General features: G+C 66.4%; 16 protein-coding genes and 2 tRNA genes. 4 read left to right on the top strand and 14 right to left on the bottom strand.

Annotation, left to right across the window (positions count from 1 at the left end):
• Positions 1 to 1412: 1412 nt before the first annotated feature.
• Positions 1413 to 2609 carry an IS91 family transposase gene (locus IFT82_RS12145; protein WP_192127035.1) on the bottom strand — a complete coding sequence of 399 codons (1197 nt, stop codon included), beginning with the start codon at positions 2607 to 2609 and terminating at the stop codon, positions 1413 to 1415.
• 7 nt (positions 2610 to 2616) lie between these two features.
• Positions 2617 to 3450 (bottom strand): tyrosine-type recombinase/integrase, encoded by an 834-nt coding sequence (locus IFT82_RS12140; RefSeq protein ID WP_192127033.1) that lies wholly within the window; start codon positions 3448 to 3450, stop codon positions 2617 to 2619.
• 218 nt (positions 3451 to 3668) lie between these two features.
• Here IFT82_RS12140 and IFT82_RS12135 point away from each other — a divergent pair, with 218 nt between their 5' ends.
• On the top strand, positions 3669 to 3923 hold the full coding sequence (locus IFT82_RS12135; protein WP_192127031.1) for a hypothetical protein: 255 nt from the start codon (positions 3669 to 3671) through the stop codon (positions 3921 to 3923).
• Between the two features lie 285 nt (positions 3924 to 4208).
• Here IFT82_RS12135 and IFT82_RS12130 read toward each other — a convergent pair.
• From IFT82_RS12130 to IFT82_RS12105, 6 genes are all read right to left on the bottom strand, one after another.
• Positions 4209 to 4284 (bottom strand) — tRNA-Lys (locus IFT82_RS12130).
• A 97-nt stretch (positions 4285 to 4381) separates the two neighbouring features.
• Positions 4382 to 5491, bottom strand: a complete 1110-nt coding sequence (gene rodA / locus IFT82_RS12125; protein ID WP_192127029.1) for a rod shape-determining protein RodA — start codon at positions 5489 to 5491, stop codon at positions 4382 to 4384.
• Positions 5488 to 7566 (bottom strand): penicillin-binding protein 2, encoded by a 2079-nt coding sequence (mrdA, locus tag IFT82_RS12120; protein WP_192127027.1) that lies wholly within the window; start codon positions 7564 to 7566, stop codon positions 5488 to 5490. Before mrdA ends, rodA begins: the two co-directional genes overlap by 4 nt.
• Positions 7563 to 8075, bottom strand: a complete 513-nt coding sequence (locus IFT82_RS12115) for a rod shape-determining protein MreD (protein WP_192127025.1) — start codon at positions 8073 to 8075, stop codon at positions 7563 to 7565. Before IFT82_RS12115 ends, mrdA begins: the two co-directional genes overlap by 4 nt.
• Positions 8076 to 8088: 13 nt before the next feature.
• Entirely contained in the window at positions 8089 to 8970 is an 882-nt protein-coding gene (gene mreC / locus IFT82_RS12110; protein WP_192127023.1) for a rod shape-determining protein MreC, read from the bottom strand.
• A 38-nt stretch (positions 8971 to 9008) separates the two neighbouring features.
• Entirely contained in the window at positions 9009 to 10049 is a 1041-nt protein-coding gene (locus IFT82_RS12105; protein ID WP_192127022.1) for a rod shape-determining protein, read from the bottom strand.
• Positions 10050 to 10195: 146 nt separating this feature from the next.
• Between IFT82_RS12105 and mutL the strand changes: the two genes are divergently transcribed.
• On the top strand, positions 10196 to 11953 hold the full coding sequence (mutL, locus tag IFT82_RS12100) for a DNA mismatch repair endonuclease MutL (RefSeq protein ID WP_192127077.1): 1758 nt from the start codon (positions 10196 to 10198) through the stop codon (positions 11951 to 11953).
• A gap of 109 nt (positions 11954 to 12062) precedes the next feature.
• Here the strand turns inward: mutL and IFT82_RS12095 are convergent, their stop codons facing one another.
• Together IFT82_RS12095 and IFT82_RS12090 are read right to left on the bottom strand one after the other, a co-directional pair.
• Entirely contained in the window at positions 12063 to 12722 is a 660-nt protein-coding gene (locus tag IFT82_RS12095; RefSeq protein ID WP_244646713.1) for a PEPxxWA-CTERM sorting domain-containing protein, read from the bottom strand.
• 448 nt (positions 12723 to 13170) lie between these two features.
• A tRNA-Thr gene (locus IFT82_RS12090) sits at positions 13171 to 13243 on the bottom strand.
• A gap of 306 nt (positions 13244 to 13549) precedes the next feature.
• Here IFT82_RS12090 and IFT82_RS12085 point away from each other — a divergent pair.
• Both IFT82_RS12085 and IFT82_RS12080 read left to right on the top strand, forming a co-directional pair.
• Positions 13550 to 13711 (top strand): hypothetical protein, encoded by a 162-nt coding sequence (locus tag IFT82_RS12085; RefSeq protein ID WP_192127020.1) that lies wholly within the window; start codon positions 13550 to 13552, stop codon positions 13709 to 13711.
• A gap of 221 nt (positions 13712 to 13932) precedes the next feature.
• Complete coding sequence (locus IFT82_RS12080; protein WP_192127018.1) at positions 13933 to 15165, top strand: glycosyltransferase; 1233 nt, start codon at positions 13933 to 13935, stop codon at positions 15163 to 15165.
• On the opposite strand, the gene IFT82_RS12075 is transcribed toward IFT82_RS12080, so the two are convergent.
• The 4 genes from IFT82_RS12075 to IFT82_RS12060 all read right to left on the bottom strand — a co-directional run bounded on the left by IFT82_RS12075 (position 15072) and on the right by IFT82_RS12060 (position 18877).
• On the bottom strand, positions 15072 to 16088 hold the full coding sequence (locus tag IFT82_RS12075) for a phosphatase PAP2 family protein (RefSeq protein ID WP_192127016.1): 1017 nt from the start codon (positions 16086 to 16088) through the stop codon (positions 15072 to 15074). The genes IFT82_RS12080 and IFT82_RS12075 overlap by 94 nt on opposite strands.
• 28 nt (positions 16089 to 16116) lie before the next feature.
• Positions 16117 to 16761, bottom strand: coding sequence for an SOS response-associated peptidase family protein (locus IFT82_RS12070; RefSeq protein WP_192127014.1), 645 nt, complete (start codon positions 16759 to 16761; stop codon positions 16117 to 16119).
• 51 nt (positions 16762 to 16812) lie between these two features.
• Positions 16813 to 16998: a hypothetical protein gene (locus tag IFT82_RS12065; RefSeq protein WP_192127012.1), complete on the bottom strand. Its 186-nt coding sequence runs from the start codon at positions 16996 to 16998 to the stop codon at positions 16813 to 16815.
• Positions 16999 to 17071: 73 nt separating this feature from the next.
• The gene (locus tag IFT82_RS12060) at positions 17072 to 18877 is read right to left on the bottom strand and encodes a M14 family metallopeptidase (protein WP_446740968.1); all 1806 of its coding nucleotides are present in this window, start codon (positions 18875 to 18877) and stop codon (positions 17072 to 17074) included.
• Positions 18878 to 18890 lie beyond the last annotated feature (13 nt).

Below are 18890 nucleotides of genomic sequence, written 5' to 3'. Positions count from 1 at the left end.
CCTCATGATGAAGCAGGCTACCACGCTCGCTGTAGGTTCATAACAGCCTCTAGGGCAGCGATAGCCGAACCATTATCCATATATCCAGCATAGCGGATATGCCGGCTGCTACTAGGCCAAGCGGACGTTCCGAAATTGAAACCACTTGCAGCAAATCAGGATTGGAAGCCGTCAACGCGCTTGCCGGCGGTTATAGCCTTAGCCGACGTTAGCTCTTCTTCTCGCAGTTACACGAGTATCTGCCGCATCAATCTAGTCCAACGAACCTACCACTCTGGTCGAATTGGCATGTGAAGAACGTCGTCCTCTTCCCCACGTCGAACCAGCCACGAACGACTGCACCATCGCGCTGGCGAACGACTCCTGCCAAAGTCAGTTCACTGGGCCGTCGATCATACCGACCCGATGCTTCGATGCGGCAGATCGATTGCAGCTCAGAAGTGTCGCTCACGCCTCGCACGGGCATGTGCTGACGAGACCGATGTGCATCGCCCGAGAAGCGTTCCGGTCGATACCTGTCATAGTTCCTGCCGTCCCGATCAGCAGCCGGTCGACCGCGATCATTGGCTGACTTGCCGCAGTCTGGAGCAGTGGTCGCAGTAATCGAGTTGTATCGTCCGTTCATCGTAGCGATAGTCACGCACTGACGTCGATTGGCATTCCACCAGTTGGAATAGCTACGGTCGTCACCCCTCTGGGAGCCAGTGTTGACATACCCTCGACGCTGCAACTCTGCTTCTGCCTGACCAGCGCGGGCACCAACCATGTCTTCCAGCCCGGTCGATTGAGCTTGCACGATTGTCGGCGAGGCCGTGGCCACTAGCAATGCGGCAGCTAGTGCGCTTCGGTTGCTCACGAACGACATGCTTGTTCCTACTCGTCCAGAGGTGGTCAGGCGACCGGGTGAAGCCTACGGCGACGGTGACGCCAAGTCTACGATTGTGAGCCGCTTGGCGGAATAGCCTGTGGCGCCCGCCGAAATCAGACATTCCGCTTGCCACCACATCACGACATTCGAGATCGCAGGGTCAGGTGCCAAAAGCGGCCATAACGCGGAGATGAATGAACGGCCGAAGTTGGGTAGCGAGGAATGGCGTGCGAACGTCTGCTTGTGTGAAGGAAATCAGGCACCGGCAGGTGTATGATTTCCTCCAAGGCAGGAGGCCGCGGGCCACGGGCGATGGCCTATGGGGAAAGCGGTTTTCGGGTGGTTGGGCGGTCGGCGCGCTGTTGGGCGGGATGCGCCGTAGCGGGCCGTGATGCGGCACTCGGGAAGAACCTTGGCCATGGATGTCGGGCAAGACCTGCGGTCTGGGCGAGCGTCGATGTGGCTGACGATGTGGCCGGCGCGAGCGGCCGGAACGCCGAAAGCGCGGTAATCGCGTGGCGGGACTGGATCGGGCCATGCCGGGTCATGGCGTCGTGGCCCCGGTCGCGCTGGTGCCACGCGGCGGTGCGCGGGGTTGTCGCCAGCGTTCGAAGGTCTCGATGACGAGCATGCGTCCGCCGCAGCATGGGCATGGCGGGCGGGCGTCATCGAGTTCGATGGTCGGCGGGGCATCGACTGGCAATGGCGCAACGCCGAGCAGTTCGCGGGCACGTTCGAGATGCGCCTTGCGGGTGGCACCGGCGAGCAGGCCGTAGTGGCGGATGCGGTGGAAGCCCTTCGGCAGGACGTGGAGCAGGAAGCGGCGGATGAACTCGTCGGCGGTCAGCGTCATAACCTGCTGGCGGTCGGCGCCACCCCGGCGATAATCTTTATAGCGGAAGGTAACGCCGGTCTGGTCGAAGCGCAGGATCCGGCTGTTCGAAATCGCCACACGGTGGGTGTAGCGCGACAGATAGGCGAGCACTGTTTCCGGCCCGGCAAACGGCGGTTTGGCATAAACCACCCAGCGCTTCTTCAGGACCGGCGCCAGGTGCCGCAGGAACGCGCGCCGGTCGGCAAGGTGCGCGAGGCTGCCGTGGAAGGCGAGCCGCCCGGCATCGTGCAGCGCCATCATTCGGGTCAGGAACAGGCGGCGGAACAGCTTGCCGAGAACACGGACCGGCAGCAGGAACGCCGGGCGTGACGAGATCCAGCGACTGCCGTCCCGCGACAACCCGCCGCCCGGGACAATCATATGGATGTGCGGATGGTGGGTCATCGCCGAGCCCCAGGTGTGAAGCACTGCGGTGATGCCGATGCGCGCGCCGAGATGCTTCGGGTCGGCGGCGATGGTCGTCATCGTCTCGGACGCTGCCTGGAACAGCAGCCCATACACCGCCGCCTTGTTCTGCCACGCTACATCGGCAACCTCGGCGGGCAGCGTGAAGACGACATGGAAATAAGCGACCGGCAGCAGGTCGGCCTCGCGCTCGGCAAGCCATGTGCGCGCGGCCGCGTCCTGGCACCGCGGGCAGTGCCGGTTGCGGCAGGAGTTATACGCGACCCGCCAGTGCCCGCAGTCGGTGCAGGCCTCGACATGCCCACCCATGACGGCGGTCCGGCAGGTCTCTATCGCCGACATGACCTTGAGTTGGTCGAGGCTCAGATGCCCAGCATGGGCAGCGCGATACGCAGGACCGGCGGTGCGGAAGATGTCGGCGACCTCGAGCGAGGCGCGCACTTGGGCGTCACCCGGCCGGCGTCCTGCCCTCCATCAGCGCCATCAACCAGTCGAGCGGGCCGGTGACCGCCCGGATCGTCCGGGTGGCGACCTTTGTGTACAGCGCGGTGGCGAAACTGTGGCGCAACGTGTGCGGGCTGACCCGCTTGCGGATGCCCGCCGCCTCGGCGGCCTCGCAGACCGCACGGTGCAGCTGCCGCGTCGAGATCGGGTCGGTGTAGCTGCGTCCCGGGAACAGCCAGCCATGCGGCAGCAGGACGCTGCGCCGTTTGCCCTCGCGCCACCAGAGCCTGAGCAGTTCGAGCAGCTGCGGCGACAGCATCGCGTTGCGGTCCTTGCGGCCTTTCCCCTCCTCGATGCGGATCAGCATGCGCTTGCTGTCGATATCGTCGGCCTTGAGGTGCGCGACCTCCGACACACGCAGGCCGGCACCGTATGCCACGCCGAGCGCCGCGCGGTACTTGATGCCCGGCGCCGCTTCCAGCAGCCGTGCGACCTCATCGACGCTCAACACGTCGGGCAGCTTCCGGGCGCGCGGCGCCAGCACCAGCTTGCGCGACAGGTCGGGCCGGTCGAGCGTCACCCCGAACAGGAAGCGCAGTGCCGACACCGTGGCGCCGATGACGGACTCGCTGATGCCGTGCTCGCGCTGGTGGACCTGAAAGCGCCGCCCGTCCTCGGCGGTCGCCGTGTCGGGAGAGCGCCTCAGGAAGGCCGCGAAGGCGCGGACGTGGCGGACATAGTCGTGCTGCGTTCGCGCTTTCATCGCGCGCATCGCCATATCGTCGAGCATCCGCTGGCGCAGCGGGGTGGTGGGCAGTTCGGTCGGTAACGTCGCCATGACAGGGTTCCTCTTGCTGAAGGAACCCCATCGTCTGCCCTTGCCGCCGCGGGGCCAAACCTCAGCGCCGACGCGCTACTTCACCGCCAACACCACTGCCGCGCAGCGGCTTCGTGCTGTGGGTCGACGCCGGCGCCGGAGTCGGGGCGTTACCTTCACACGAGGTCTAATGCGCAATGGCGGGAGTGACCGCTGATGAGTTCTTGAACGTGACGAGGTTGACCGACCTGGACATAGTCACCGACGAGGCGGTGCGCTGCCGCAACTTCTACGTCCACGGCACGCCGGGCAGCTTCAGCTACGCCGAGCATGGCGGCGTTTTCACGTTCCTGACCGGTGCTCTCGAGTTTATTTTTGCCGCCGCCGACCTGGTGGAGGCGGGGTGGGACATCAGGAAGTGGCGCGGGCACGCGGCGTGTTCGCCCATCCGTTCAACCGGGTGCTGTACGAGTGGGATCAGCAGGTCGCGCTGATCCGAAGATTGCGGGAAGGCGCTGCGCCCGATACCAGCGAATGAGGGCCCGGTCAGCCCGTCATGCCTCGGAGTTCCAGTCTAAGCGCAGGTAGTCGAACAACGTCTTCACCAGCTGGCAGCACGCACGGTGCAAACGCGCTGGCTGCTTCTGAAGGAGTGGGAAAAGTTGGGAAGGACGTGTGAACGTCGAACTTTGAGTTAGGTCGCCCACGCAGGAAAGGGGAAAGTCAGGGGCGGCCCAAAGCAAAACGGCTTCGCATCACTGCGAAGCCGTTGAAAACTCTGGTGGACGCACTTGGGCTCGAACCAAGGACCCGCTGATTAAGAGTCAGCTGCTCTACCAACTGAGCTATGCGTCCATATCCGGGCGGTTCAAGTGGCGCTTGGTGGGCGGCCGCCGCATCGGGGAAGCGCGTCTTTAGCGATGGTTCGGGGTGATGCAAACCCTTTTTTGCCTCACCATGCCGTGGAACGACGATTTTGTCGGTCGATCGCCATCAGAACGCCCAGGCACAAGAGTACCGTCATTTGCGCCGATCCGCCGTTGCTGAACAGCGGCAGCGGGATACCGACGACGGGCGCCAGCCCCATCACCATCGATAGGTTGATCGCGACGTAGAAAAAAATCGTCATCGACAGCCCCGCCGCGGTCAGCCGGGCGAAGCGCGTCTTCGCCTGCTGGCCGACCTCGATCCCCCAGCGCACCACGATCAGGAACGCGGCGATCAGGGCAATGCCGCCAACCAGCCCCCATTCCTCCGCCATGGTGGCAAAGGCGAAATCGGTATGGCCTTCGGGCAGATAGTCGAGATGGCTTTGTGTGCCGTTGAGGAATCCCTTGCCCCAGACACCGCCCGATCCGATCGCGATCTTGGACTGGCTGATGTGATAGCCGGTGCCGAGCGGATCGCTTTCGGGGTCGAGGAAGATGAATACCCGGTTGCGCTGATAATCGTGGAGCAGGAAACTGACCGCGAGCGGTGCGGCCACCGCCACCGCCAGCGCCCCGCCAACGAACAGGCGCAGCGGGATGCCGGCAAGGAACATCACCGTGGCACCGCCCGCGCAGATCATCAACGCAGTGCCGAGATCGGGCTGAAGCATTACGAACGCGGCGGGGATCGCGATCAACACGATCGGCGGCCACACGGCCGCAAACCGGCGTGTCTCCCCCGGTGGCAGCATCTCGTAGAAGCGGGCGCACGCCAGCACGACCGACAGCTTCATGAATTCGGATGGTTGAAGGCGGATGACACCCAAGTCGAGCCAGCGTCTGCTGCCCCCCCCGACTTCGCCGATCGCATCGACGGCGATCAGCGCCAGCGCCAACGCGACATAGGCCGGAAAAGCGAACCGCCTGAACCATTCCACGGGTATGCGCGACACCACGATAGCGCCCGCCAAAAAGGCGCAGAACCGTACGCCCTGGGGGATCACCCACGGACGCAGACTGCCGCCCGCAGCGGAATACAGCATCACCAGACCGAACCCCTGGATCGCCGCGACCAGCAGCAGGATCATCCAGGGCAGCTTCGCCAGCGGTTCGGGGACAAGGCTGCGGCTCATGGATTTGGCTCCGTCGTGCCTTCGTCGGCCGGCGTATCGATGCCGTTCGCCATGGCGGCCTGGGTCTGGTTGGCGAGATCGGTCGCCGCCTCGACGGCGGGGGCATCGCTGGGCACGACGGCATCGGTCTTGGTCGCCGCCGCTGCCGGGGCAGGGCGGTGCGCGGCCCGATAGGCGGCTTCGTCCGCCGCCATGCGGGTGGCGATGTCGCCGCCCCAGCTCGGTTCGATCGTAGCCAGGCTGGCGATCGCGCGGTCGCGATCGAACAGCCAAGTCATGATGTCGCGTCCGATCATCGGCGTGTCGAGATTGCGGACGGTATGGCCATTATGCTCCAGCACGACGGAGATCGCATAGCGCGGATTATCCGCCGGCGCGAAGCCGACGAACAAGGCGTGGTCGCGCATCTTGAACGGCAATTGCCCGTTGGTGAGCACGCCGCTGCGCCGTTCGGCCATGGTGATGCGGCGGACCTGCGCGGTGCCGGTCTTGCCCGCCAGGCTGACGCCGGGAACGTTCATCCTCGCCGCACCGCCGGTACCACCGCCGTTGACCACGCCCCACATCGCCTCCCGCACCAGTTGCAGATGTTCGGACTGGAAGGGCAGGGCAGGGACATCGTGATGTACCTGCGACGCCAGCAGACTGGGTTGCAGCGCCCGCCCGGAGGCAAGACGCGCGGCCAGCACCGCCAGCTGCAGCGGATTGGCAAGGACGTAACCCTGCCCGATCGAGGCGTTGAGGCCGTCGGCGACGGTCCAGCGATCCTTGTACTTCGCCAGCTTCCACGCGCTGTCGGGTACGGTGCCGTAACGCTGGCTGCCGAAGGGCAGGTCGAATTTCTGGCCCAGCCCCACCGCCCGCGCGACCGGCGCGATCCGGTCATACCCCATGCGGCGGATCATCTCGTAGAAATAGATGTCGCAGGACTGGGCGACCGCGCCCTTCATGTCCAGCGGGCCATGTCCATGTCGCTTGTGACAATGGAACACGCCGGTGCCGACCCGCATCGCCCCGGTGCAGTTGATCCGGTCGGTCGACGCGACCCCGGCTTCCAGCAATGCCAACGCGTTCATCGGCTTGACGGTGGAACCGGGCGGATACAGCCCCTGCGTCACCTTGTTCATCAGGGGAACGTGATCGTTGTCGGACAGCATCTGCCATTCGAGATGGCTGATCCCGTCCGAGAAGCTGTTGGGATCATAGGCCGGCATCGACACCATGCACAGCATCTCGCCGGTGCGGCAATCGATCACCACCGTGGAGCCGGAGTTGGTGCCCAGTCGGCGCGCGGCATATTCCTGAAGCCCGGCATCGATCGTCAACCGGGTGTTCTTGCCCGGCACGTCGGGCCGGGTGGCGAGTTCGGCGACCAGCTTGCCCCGCGCGGTCACCTCGACCCGCTTGGCGCCGGCCTGACCGCGCAACCGTGCCTCCAGCGACTTTTCCAGCCCGTCCTTGCCCAGCTTGAAACCGGGGGTGACCAGCAGGGGATCTCGCGTCTCCTTGAATTGCTCCGCGGTGGGCGCGCCGACATAACCGGTCAGATGCGCGACCGCGGCGCCACCGGGATAATGCCGGGCGAAGCCGCGTGTCGGCTGTACGCCCGGCAATTCGGGCAGGTGGACGCTGACCGCGGCGAACCGTTCCCAGTCCAGCTTTTCGGCGACCTGCACCGGCTGGAACCCGGCGGCGTGGCGCAGATCGATCCGCACCCGCTCGACCTCTTCGGGGGGCAGCCGCAAGATGCGCGCCAGCGCCTGCAGCACCCGTTCGGCCTCCTCGTCACGCAGACGGTCAGGGATGATGTCGACGCGGAAGTCTGTGCGGTTGTTGGCGATCGGCACCCCGTGCCGGTCAATCAGCCAGCCCCGCCGCGGCGGCACCAACGTGGCGTTGACACGGTTGCTCTCCGCCATCGCGGTATAGCGGTCGTTTTCGGCGATCGCCAGCCACCCCATGCGACCGACCAGCATGGTGCCGAACCCCGCCTGCACGGCACCCAGCAGCCACGCCCGTCGCGAGAAACTGTACGCCTGCATCGCCTCGGTCACGATCGTCGGCGAACGCCTCATGCCATGCCCCGCTTGCGATCGATCCAGGCGACCAAACGTGCCGCGGCGGGGAAAAGGCAGATCGTCGCGGCGGCCTGCATCAGCAGCGCGGCATCGACCTGCGCCCGAACCGGCACCGCCAGTATCCGCCCCAGCGCGAGGCAGAACAAGATCGCCCCGCTCGCGATCAGCCAGTCCTGTCGAAAGTCGCGAAACACCAGCCGACGCTCCATCAGATCGATACCGATGAAGCACAGCGACCACAGCAACACCGCCGAACCCAGCGGCTGGCCGCTGACCAGATCGTCGAAGAAGCCGAGCGGCGCCGCGGCCCAAGGCCGGAGGGCGAACCGGGCCAGCAGCCGCCACGTGAGCAACATCAGCAGGCCGAAGGGTGGTATGATCGGCACGGTCGCGACGATGGGCAGGATCGTGACCAGTGATCCCGCCATCACCGTCGCCCAGGGCAGGGCGCGGGCGCGGCCGGGCGGCAGGGTGGGGGCGAAGGGGTTGCTGTCCGCTTCGGTCATCGGGCCACCCCCGTCATCGGGCAGTGGCGGTAGGCAGGCCGGCGGGCGGTGGCACCGGGATGAAGGGCCGCTCGACTAATGCGAAGTCCAGCGTATCGGGATGCGCGAAGGTCCGGGCCGATACCGTGTCCGCCCCGCTCGCGATCACGCGTGCCACCGGGGCGCCGGGGGTGTACAGCCCGCCGGTCCCCGAGGTGACGAACACGTCGCCCGCATCGAACCGAACATTGGTGGTGTTGACCGACCGGATATCGACCAGCCCGTCGCCGCGTCCGGCGGCGATCGCGGGCAGGCCGTCACGGGTACGCCGCACCGGTACGATGCTGTCGGTGTCGCTCAACAGCAGCACACGCGCGGCGTTCGGCCCCGTCTCCGTCACGCGACCGATCAGGCCGTCCGGGCCACGCACGGGCATGCCGATCTCGATGCCGTGGAGGCGCCCGGCGTCGAGCAGGGCGAAACGCCGGCCGCTCGACGCGGTGGAACTGACCAGCCGTGCCGCCACCACGGGTTGCGCCGTGCGGTCGCGTACCGCCAGCAAGGTCCGCAACCGGCGATTGTCATAGGCGATCGTCCGCGCCTGCATCAGCAACGGCCGGGTGATCGCCAGTTCGCGCTTCATGGCGGCATTCTCGGCATGGGCGAACACCCAGCCGTTGATCGCGCCGCTCACCGTCGCCCCCGCCGATCCCAGCGCGGCGAGGCCGGACGATACCGGCGCCGTCACCGCCGCCGCCGTCATCCGCAGGCCCGCGAACAGCGGCGGGTTGAATGTACTGGCGACGAGCAGCACCGCACCCACCACCGCACCGGCGATGGCGAGCACATAGCCCAGGAACATCCCGTATTGCCGTCGCCGCGAAAAGCCTGTGCGCCGGTCGTGGGCAGGCGCCATGCGCCATTCCCCCCTAGTCTGGTTGGGGCCTGGTGGCGTCAGCCGTTCTGCAACACGCCGCGGAACATCGGATCTTCCAGCGCGCGCCCGGTACCGAGCGCGACGCAGGTCAGCGGGTTCTCCGCCACGGTGACGGGCAGGCCCGTCTCGTCGCGCAGCACCTCGTCCAGCCCCTGAAGCAATGCGCCGCCGCCGGTCAGCACGATGCCCTGATCGACGATGTCCGCGGCCAGTTCGGGCGCCGTGTTCTCCAGCGCGACCCGCACGCCTTCCACGATCGTCGCGACTGGCTCGGACAGCGCTTCGGCGATCTGGCCCTGACTGATCTGGATTTCCTTGGGCACGCCGTTCACCAGATCGCGGCCCTTGATGTAGATGATCTGGCCGATCCCGTCCGCCGGCGGCTTCGCGCAGCCCACCTGATGCTTGATCCGCTCCGCCGTCGCCTCGCCGATCAGCAGATTGTGGTTGCGGCGGACATAGCTGACGATCGCCTCGTCCATCTTGTCGCCACCCACCCGGACGGACGTGGTATAGGCAAGGCCTCGCAGGCTCAGCACCGCCACTTCGGTGGTGCCGCCACCGATGTCGACGACCATGCTGCCGATCGGTTCGGTCACGGGCATGTCTGCGCCGATCGCGGCGGCCATCGGCTCCTCGATCAGCCACACCTGACTGGCACCGGCGTTGGAGGCGGCATCACGGATCGCGCGACGTTCCACCTTGGTCGATCCCGACGGCACGCAGATCACGATTTCCGGCCAGCGCGCGAACTTGCGGGGGCCATGCACCTTCTGGATGAAATATTTTATCATCTGCTCGGCGACGTCGATATCGGCGATCACGCCGTCGCGCAGGGGGCGGATCGCCTCGATATTGCCGGGGGTCTTGCCCATCATCAGCTTGGCGTCGTCGCCCACCGCCTTCACGCGCTTCTGTCCGTTGATCGTCTCGACCGCGACCACCGACGGTTCGTTCAGCACGATACCGCGACCGCGAACATACACCACCGTATTGGCGGTACCGAGGTCGATCGCCATGTCGTGCGACATGAATTTGAAGAAACGGGGCAACTTCATTGAGCGCAGGTCCATCACATGCCGCCGGAGTACCGGCGACCGGTCGCAGGGCATCCCACGGAACACCGCCTGCACATGAGCTGCCGGATGGATCGTCATGGTTAGCGGGGTCGCGGGATGCCGTCGCTTGGGCTACAGCCTTGCCCGTGTCAATACGCCGCCTCCCCGAGCATCTCGTCAATCGCATCGCCGCCGGTGAGGTGGTGGAAAGGCCCGCCAGCGCGTTGAAGGAACTGGTCGAGAACGCCCTCGATGCGGGGGCGAGCCGTATCGCGGTGACATTGGCGGAAGGGGGTCTCAACCGCGTCGAGGTGGCGGATGACGGTTGCGGCATGACCCCGCCCGAACTGGCGATGGCCCTGCAGCGGCACTGCACATCCAAACTGCCCGACGAGCGGATCGAGGCGGTCGAGACGCTGGGGTTCCGGGGTGAGGCGCTACCCTCGATCGCCAGTGTCGCACGGTTGACGATCGAGAGTCGCCCGGCCGGGGCCGATGGCTGGCGCCGGGTTGTCGACAATGGCACCGTGGTGGCGGAGGGGCCGGCGGCGCTACCGCCCGGCACGCGAATCGTCATGGAGGAGCTGTTCGCGCGGGTGCCGGCGCGGCGGAAGTTCCTGCGTTCCGCCCGCTCCGAATATGCCGCGTGCCTGGATGCGGTCCGCCGGCTGGCGATGGCACGCCCCGATGTCGCCTTCTTGGTCGAGCATGACGGCCGCCGGGTCCTGACCGTCGCGGCGGCGGACAGTCGGCCGCAGCGCGTCGCCGCGCTGACCGACCGGGCGCTTGCCGACAATGCCGTGACGATCGACTGGGTACGTGACGATCTGGTGCTGGGCGGGGTTGCCGGTTTGCCGACCTTCCACCGCGGCGTGGCCGACCATCAATATCTGTTCGTCAACGGGCGGCCGGTGAAGGACCGGTTGCTGATCGGCGCGATCCGTGGCGCCTATGCCGAGATGATGCCACGTGATCGCCACGCGGTGGTGGCGTTGTTCCTCGACCTGCCGCCGACCGAGGTCGACGTGAACGTCCATCCCGCCAAAACGGAGGTGCGGTTCCGCGATCCCGCGCTGGTCCGTGGCCTGATCGTCTCCGGCCTTCGGCGTGCACTGGACGAGGCGGGGCACCGGGTGGCGCAGCGACCGGCCGGTGCGGCGCTGGGCATGTGGCAACCCGAACCCGCAATGCCCAACAGCCCCAGTCCGGCGTCGTGGCCCGCGCCGGCGCAGGGCAGCGTGTTCGAACGCCGCACGGACTTCTTCACCGCCCCGCCGCAGGCGCGCGCCGAGCCGGCCTGGGCGCCGCCGCCCGAAACCGCCACCCATCCGCTTGGCGTCGCGCGCGGGCAGGTGGCCAAGACCTATGTCGTGGCCGAGGCGGAGGATGGGCTGGTGCTGGTCGACCAGCATGCCGCGCATGAACGCCTCGTGCTGGAACGGATGCGCGCCGCGCTGGCCGGCGGTCGCATCGCCGCCCAAGCGCTGCTGCTGCCGGAAGTGGTCGAACTCGACGAGGCCGCGTGCGACCGGCTGGAGGCGCGCGCGCCGGAACTTGCGGAATTCGGGCTGGAACTGGAGCGGTTCGGCGTTCACGCGATGCTGGTCCGCACCACGCCGGCATTGTTGGGGCAAGCCGATCCCAAGGGCCTCGTCACCGATCTCGCCGACGAACTCGCCGCGTTCGACGAAGCGCTGTCGCTGCGTGAACGGCTCGATCACGTCGCGGCGACGATGGCCTGCCACGGCTCGGTCAGGGCGGGCCGCACCCTGTCGGTCGCGGAGATGAACGCGCTCCTGCGCGAAATGGAGGCGACGCCCCATTCGGGCCAGTGCAATCACGGCCGGCCGACCTGGGTGAAGCTGCAAATGGCCGATGTGGAGAAGCTGTTCGGGCGACGGTGACCGCAGCAGGACCGATCTGCGGGACGGTGGGCGTCAATACGGAAACAGGGCGTCATCCATAAGGAAGACGCCCTGTGGCTATTCGAGGATCGATCGGGACGATCGGATATCAGGCGAAACGCACCACGGTCCGACGCCGCCGATAGCGAGCCACCGCGCCGACCATGCCGAAACCGACCAGCATCATCGCCCAGGTGGCGGGTTCCGGCACCGCGCTCACCGCATCGGTTCCCGACAGGCGTGCGGTGTCGAGCGAGAAGGCATGATTGCCGTAGATGCCCGTGGTCCTGACCCAGCCTGGGGTCTTCTTTTCCGGCGCGAACAGATTGACGTCCGTCACGGTATTAAACGACGTGGCGATGAAATAGGCATCGTCACTGGCGTCGCGTCGATCTGCGGTTTCCCAATAGATCGTGCCCGGACCATCGAACTGCAGCGCAAGCCAGTATTTCTGGCCGGCCGCCACGGCGAAATCGGCGGCGAGATTGAACTCGACGATGCTGCGGGGATAATTATTGGCCTTTTCGACCTGATAGCCCTGCTGTCCGGTGGCGGTGAAGCGTAAATCTTGCGCCGCTGCCTGTGCCAACACCTGTCCAGGCTTGCCGGCATTGTCCGCAATGATCCAGTAGGTCAGCGACCGCTGATCCATGGCCGGTCCGAGCGTATCGATCGATGGCTTGTATTGATACGCTGAAAAACTGATCGAGCGCAGCGTCTGAGCGCTGCCGACCGTGAAATCATCGGCGGTGATATACCACTGGTCCATCCGGTCGCCGATGACACCGTTGGGCTTGTTGCCATCCAACACTATTGCCGCCTGCGCGGGCATCGCTGCGCTTAGGACCAAGCCGAATGCCGCACTGTATAGAAAATTCATCATGCCCCCTGACACGCCTGCCGAATTGGACAGGTCTATGGGCAGGCCATTTATTCGGTTGTGCTGATGTGTAAAGCCTGACGGTAAGTTGAATCTGTGTTCGTATCAAATCGGTACGATGCAAATAAGATGTCAGACAAAGCAGATTTCGGGAATTTCACGTATATTTCATGGTGATGCGTATGGATGCCGATAGGTTTACCATTCGACGAGGCGGCCGGACCGGAAAGTTATTTACGAAACTGTCCAATCCAACCCCGAAACCGGAAAAGTGGTTAACGTGATCGAACGTCGCCAGCCGCCTGGGGGGAGGGGGCAATCACCTGCGGGATACCCCTGCCCGGTATCCGGCTCGAACGGATGACCTCCCGATTACAAATCGGACGCACTACCAGCTGTGCTAACCGGGCAGGGCGGCCGTTTAACCGTTTGCGCCCGACGATTGCAACACCACGACCGCCGATCATCCGCTTTTCCATTCGCCATCGTCATGCCGGCTTCGCCGTTCCCGTTTGTCCGGTCGTCAGGGTTGACGGCGTATCGATCGGCGCCGGTGTGATAGCCCCCGGTTCTGAAACAAGTCAGGTCCGGCAACGTCATGGACGTCGAACGGTCACCACGCCGGTGGACGAACGGGTAAGGCGATCCGGATCAACGGACAGGCGGGGAACACGTCATTCTCCGCGTCGTTGGCTCAGGTATCAAGGAGAGCGATCATGACCGACCCGATCAAGCCCACTACCGAGACGGATCGTCCCAACCTGTCCACCGAACATCAGAACGACGGTGATGCGCGCCGGCCGAGCGATACGCTGGACAAGGGACAGACCAGCACCGAAGGCGAGGAGGCGCCCAAGCGGAAATCCTCTCTGATATAGATCGCGACCGGCGCCCGATCGGCGCCCGGCCGGCGTTGAGACGACGTGGGCGCCCGTCGTGAGGCGGGTAGCCGGCTGAAAATCTATTGTTTTCCGGGTTTGATCGACGCTAATGTTCGTGGCGAAATTCGGCGATAGGGCGCAGCGCCGTCTGCGTATCCATCCCCTGTCCGTCCGGAACCCGTCATGCCCATGGATCGCGTTAAGAAGGTGTCGGCGGCATGACGGGGCGTCGGCACTTCGCCATCATCGCCCCGCCGACGCCGGGTCATGTCAATCCCTTGCAGGTGCTGGGATCGGCGTTGATGGATCTGGGGCACCGCGTCACGATCGTCCACCAGTCGGACGTCGCGCCGCTGGTCACCGATCCCCGGATCGGTTTTGCCGCGATTTCTGATGTTATCGAGGTCGAGCGATCGCTGCGGCGCTTCAACGCCACGCTCGCCGCCCCGACCGGGCCGGTCGGGTTGACCCGGATGATCCGGGCGACGGCGGCGATCAGCGAACGGCTGCTGAACCACGCGCCGTCCGTCCTGCGCCATATCGGTGCCGATACGGTGATCGCGGATTCGGCAGAGCCGGCGGGGGCACTGATCGCCCAGACATTGGGCTTGCCGATGATCGTCAGCGTGACCGGGCTGCCCCTGCTGGGTGAGGAGGATGTTCCACCGCCTTTCCTCGGATGGCGGTACCGTGACGATGCGATCGGCCGGTTGCGCAACCGGGGCGGCTACCGGGTATCCGAACGGCTGATGCGGCCGGTCGCCGATGTCCTGAGCAGGCATCGTGCGGTCTGGAACCTGCCGGAGGCCGCGCCTGTCCCCCGCCTTTATGTGGCGCAATGCCCGCAGGCGCTGGATTATCCCCGCCGCAGCCTGCCGCCGCAGTTCCGCTACGGGGCACCGTGGCGCAACCTCGCGGACGAACCCGTCGAACTGCCCGACGATGGCCGGCCGCTGGTGTTCTGTTCGCTCGGCAGCCTGCAGGGCGCGAGGCGATCGCTGTTCGTGCTGATGGCGCAAGCCTGCGCCGCGATCGGGGCGCGGGCGGTGATCGGGCATGGCGGTGGCCTGAGCGCGGCGGAGGCGGCAGGGTTGCCCGGCGATCCGCTCGTCCGGGCGATGTGGCCGCAACAGGCGGTGTTGCGTCATGCGGCGGCGGCGATCCTGCACGGCGGCTTCAATACCGTCCTCGATGCGCTGGCCGCCGGTGTCCCGATCGTCACGCTGCCGATCGCGTTCGAACAACCCGGTACGGCGGCACGGGTCGCATGGACCGGCGCGGGAGAGGTGCTGTCCCCCCGGACCGCGTCGGTCCGCCGGCTGGCGCTGGCGCTGGAACGGGTGATCGACCAGCCGCGCTACCGGGAGGCGGCGTCCCGGCTTGCCGCCGCCATGAACGCCGCCGGTGGTGCCTCCTCGGCCGCCGGGGCGATCGATGCGGCGCTGAACTGACGGGACGACCCGGCCGGTCCGCTGGTACCGGATGCCGTGCCGTTGCGCACGAGGGTCGGCACGATCTTGAGCGCCATCACGGCAAGCGCGATGCCGGCCACCACGTCGACCCCGTAATGCCCGCCGAACAGCGGCGTCGCCACGATGGTCAGCCCCGCCCAGACCGGCGCGACCAGCCGCCATCCCCGTATGTCGCGCTGGGCCCAGGTCAGGATCACCGGCAAGGTGGCGTGATAGCTGGGGAAGCTCACGATCCCCATCAGTTGGGTGAGGTCAAGCGTCCGCCAAGTGCCGACGCGCAGGCCCCGCAGCATGTCCTGCTCGATCCACGCGACCGAGGGCCAGAGATGGCGATAGCGGGCAGGGTCGAACACATTGCCCATCGCCGGCGTCACGCCGGAGATCAGGATGGTGACGAACCCGCTCAGGATCGCCGCGGCGATGGCGATGCGCAACCGGTCGTTCCGGCCGGTGGCGCTCAACACCACGATGGCGACGATCATCTGCACGGTCAGGCTGTGATAGGCGATGCCGCCGATCCACAGCGCCGCGACCGATCCGTCGGCCGTGTGGAAGACCGCCGGCCAGTCGAACCCCAGCGCCCGGTCCGCCGCGGCAAGCCGATCGTCCCACAGCGGCCCTGCGCGCGCCGCCAGCGCGTAGGAAAGGACCACGCCGATGATGGTGAACAGCGTCATCTGAAGGAAGGCGGTCGCCCCTGCCTCCAGACGGGGGCGGCCACCGACCCTGCCGATCGCAACCGCGGCAGCGAGGATCGCCAGTCCACCGGCGGGAAGCATCGCGCGTCCGGGATCGACCTGAAAGCCCAGTCCATCGATCGCGAGAAGGCAGGCGACCACCATCGCGACGATCAGCCCCCATGATATCCGGTCGGCAACGGGGATCAGGGTTCCGTTCGCCATCGACCACCCAGCGCCCGATCGATCGCGATCATCCCTCGCGCGTGGGGAACACCGGCCCCCGTACCGTCATCCGCGCCGCGGGGTAGGGGCGCTGCAACGCCCGCGCATCGTCGTAATCGCCGGTCAGCCAGCGGTCGTGATCTTCGGGCGCCAGGATCGTGATCATCGCCTTGGGATGGATGGGGGCGACGAGATCGTTCGCATCGCATGTCACCATCGCGAAATACCGTTGATCCCCGACCTGCCGCCAGAAACCGGCGACCGCGAACATCGGCTGGTCGGTGACGGAGAACCACATTTCGCCCTTGATCGGCTTCTTGCCGTCACCGAGGTCGGTGGGCTTGCGCGCCCATTCGCAGAATTCGGTCAGCGGGATCAGGCAGCGGTTGGCGGGGTCGGCCACCAGCGAGCGCCATTGCGGCAGGTGCAGGCTGCGGACATTGGTCTGCGCCACCTTGCGACCGGCCTGCTTCGCCTCGCCCGCCAGCACATCCCATTCCATCACGTCGAGCCCGGTACGATCGTCCTCGCGACGGATGGCATAGGCCCGGCCGAACGGGCGCAGTTCCCGCGGATCGAACCGGTTGTCCATCGGCTTGGGCGTCAGCCAGTCGATCCGGAATCGCTCGAACAACTCCTCCGGCTCGCCGAGATTGCGGGCGCGATTGCACATCTGGTCAGTCTTTCACTGCAGGCGGACGTGGTCCACCTCGTCCGGCGGTCGTCAGGCGAGATCGCCCAGCTGGTCGACGATCGCGTCCTCCCGGGTCGGCGGCGCGGCCGCGGCGATCAGGGCCAGAAGATTGTCGGCGGTGAAGCCGGTGGCCTCATCGATCACATGGCCGGCATCGACCGTGGCGGCAAAGGCACGGGCGCGGTCGATGGCGGTGGCGAGCGGGTCGATATCCATGTCCTGCATCTAGGCCATGCAGCCGCCCTTAGTCCAGCCGGCCAGCCAGTGACCGACCGGTGACCGATCGGGGTCACGGTTCGCGCCAGATCGGATAGACATGATGGAACCGGTCGCGACCGGGCAGGCGTTCGCGCAACCAGGCCAGGCGTCGCGCGCCATCGGCCGCGAACGCCGGCTCCGCCGCCACCTTGGCGGCGAACGCGGCCCGGATGGTCGCATCCCGTTCGAGCAATGCTTCCGCCAGCGGTGCCTCGACGAAATCCTCGGCGCGGGATGGTGCCCACAATATTTCGGGAAAAAACCCCCAGGCGAGCAGCGAATCCGGCGCCTCCGGTTCCAGCAACGCTGCCGCCAGCAGACCGAGCGGCTGGTCGGCGGGAACGCGGATCGTGCCGGCGGGCAGGGTCTCGACCACGGGCTCATGGACGAACGACGCCTTGATCGGCAGCCGGCCGTCCTGCGCCGGTTGCACCACCACGTCGCGCAACCGAACCCGGTCGAGGGGCAGGCGTCGCGGACCTGCCGTCGTCTCGAAACGGATACCGTGCAGGCGCAGCCGATCGATCACCTCGGCCTGTTCGCCCGGCACCCACCATGCCCTGGGTAACGTTACCGTCTGGACCGGTTCCTGTCCGATGATAGGCATTCGGAAAGTCACCGGCCGGCCCGTCCATCGCTGTTCCATCCGGCCCGTCGCGGGTGAGCGATAGGTATCGAACGCGATACCCCGGAACCGTTCGACCCAGCCGACCGGCTGCGCGGCCGGTCGCCAGCGGGCCAGCATCGTCGCCGGCCGGCTGGAACGGTCGCTTGCCTTGGCGGCGGCGATGCGATCGCCATCGCGTGCCGCCAGCGCCAGCGCCGCCTCCAGCAGCACATAAGTGCCCAGCACGCGCTGCCGATAGGGTTTCAGCATATGGTTCTCGACCAGCACGGTCGGCACACCGATGAAGTCGCCGTAGCCGGTCGAATAGCGGGGGCCTTCGGGGGCCTGGCGGACGCCGCTGGCCGGTCTCCGCGTGTCGACCGGGCTGGGGTAGATCGTGGGGATATGCCCGGCGCGGTCCAGCACCTGCATCACCTTTGGGCCGAACCGTTCCGTCAGCCAGTCGGCGGTCGCGCGGTGATAGGCATAACGGCCCCAGCCGGCATAGGTGAAGGTGATGTCGTACTGCATGTCGAAGCCGTCGCTGACATGGCAGTCGATATAGAGGATCGGGTCGAGCCGGCGGAGCAGGGCGATCATCGCGCGCGTTTCGGGCGCGTCGGCCTTGGCGTAATCGCGGTTCAGGTTGATGTTGCGGGCGTTGCCGACATATCCCTTTTCCAGCGGGCCCCGCAGCGCCGGGAAATTCCATCGGCTCATCCGCTCATGCCCGTCGATATTGTAGATCGGCACGAACACCAGATCGACGCGGTCGAGCAGCGCGTCCTTGCCGCGCGACGCGATATCGCGCAGCAGCATCAGGCCGGCATCCTTGCCGTCGATCTCGCCGGCATGGATGCCGGCCTGCACCAGCACGACGGGTTTGGGCCTGCCGTCCTTGCCGGCCCCCTTGCTCGCACGGACCAGCAGCAGATCGCGGCCTTCGCCCGTGCGTCCGAACGTCTCGATCGAGATGAGCGGCGAGGCGGCATCCAGCCGTTCGAGCCATGCCCGCGTTTCGGCCTGGCGCGGTGTCGTGACGAAACCGCTGCGCTCCGCCGGCGTGATCCACGGATCGTCTCGCGCCACGATCAGCCGCTCGCTCGCACCGGACCAGGGTAGCACCGGCGGCAGGATCGCGGCGGGCAGGCCGGGAAGCGGGGCAGGTGTCTGCCCCGACGCCGCCGCGCAGGCGAACAGGGCAGCGGCGAGGATCGGTCGATGACGGATATGCACAGGATCT

Source organism: Sphingomonas sp. CFBP 8760, assembly GCF_014841615.1.
Lineage (GTDB): Bacteria > Pseudomonadota > Alphaproteobacteria > Sphingomonadales > Sphingomonadaceae > Sphingomonas.
Note: the sequence above shows the minus strand (reverse complement) of the source record. Positions and strands in the feature narration are given on the sequence as shown.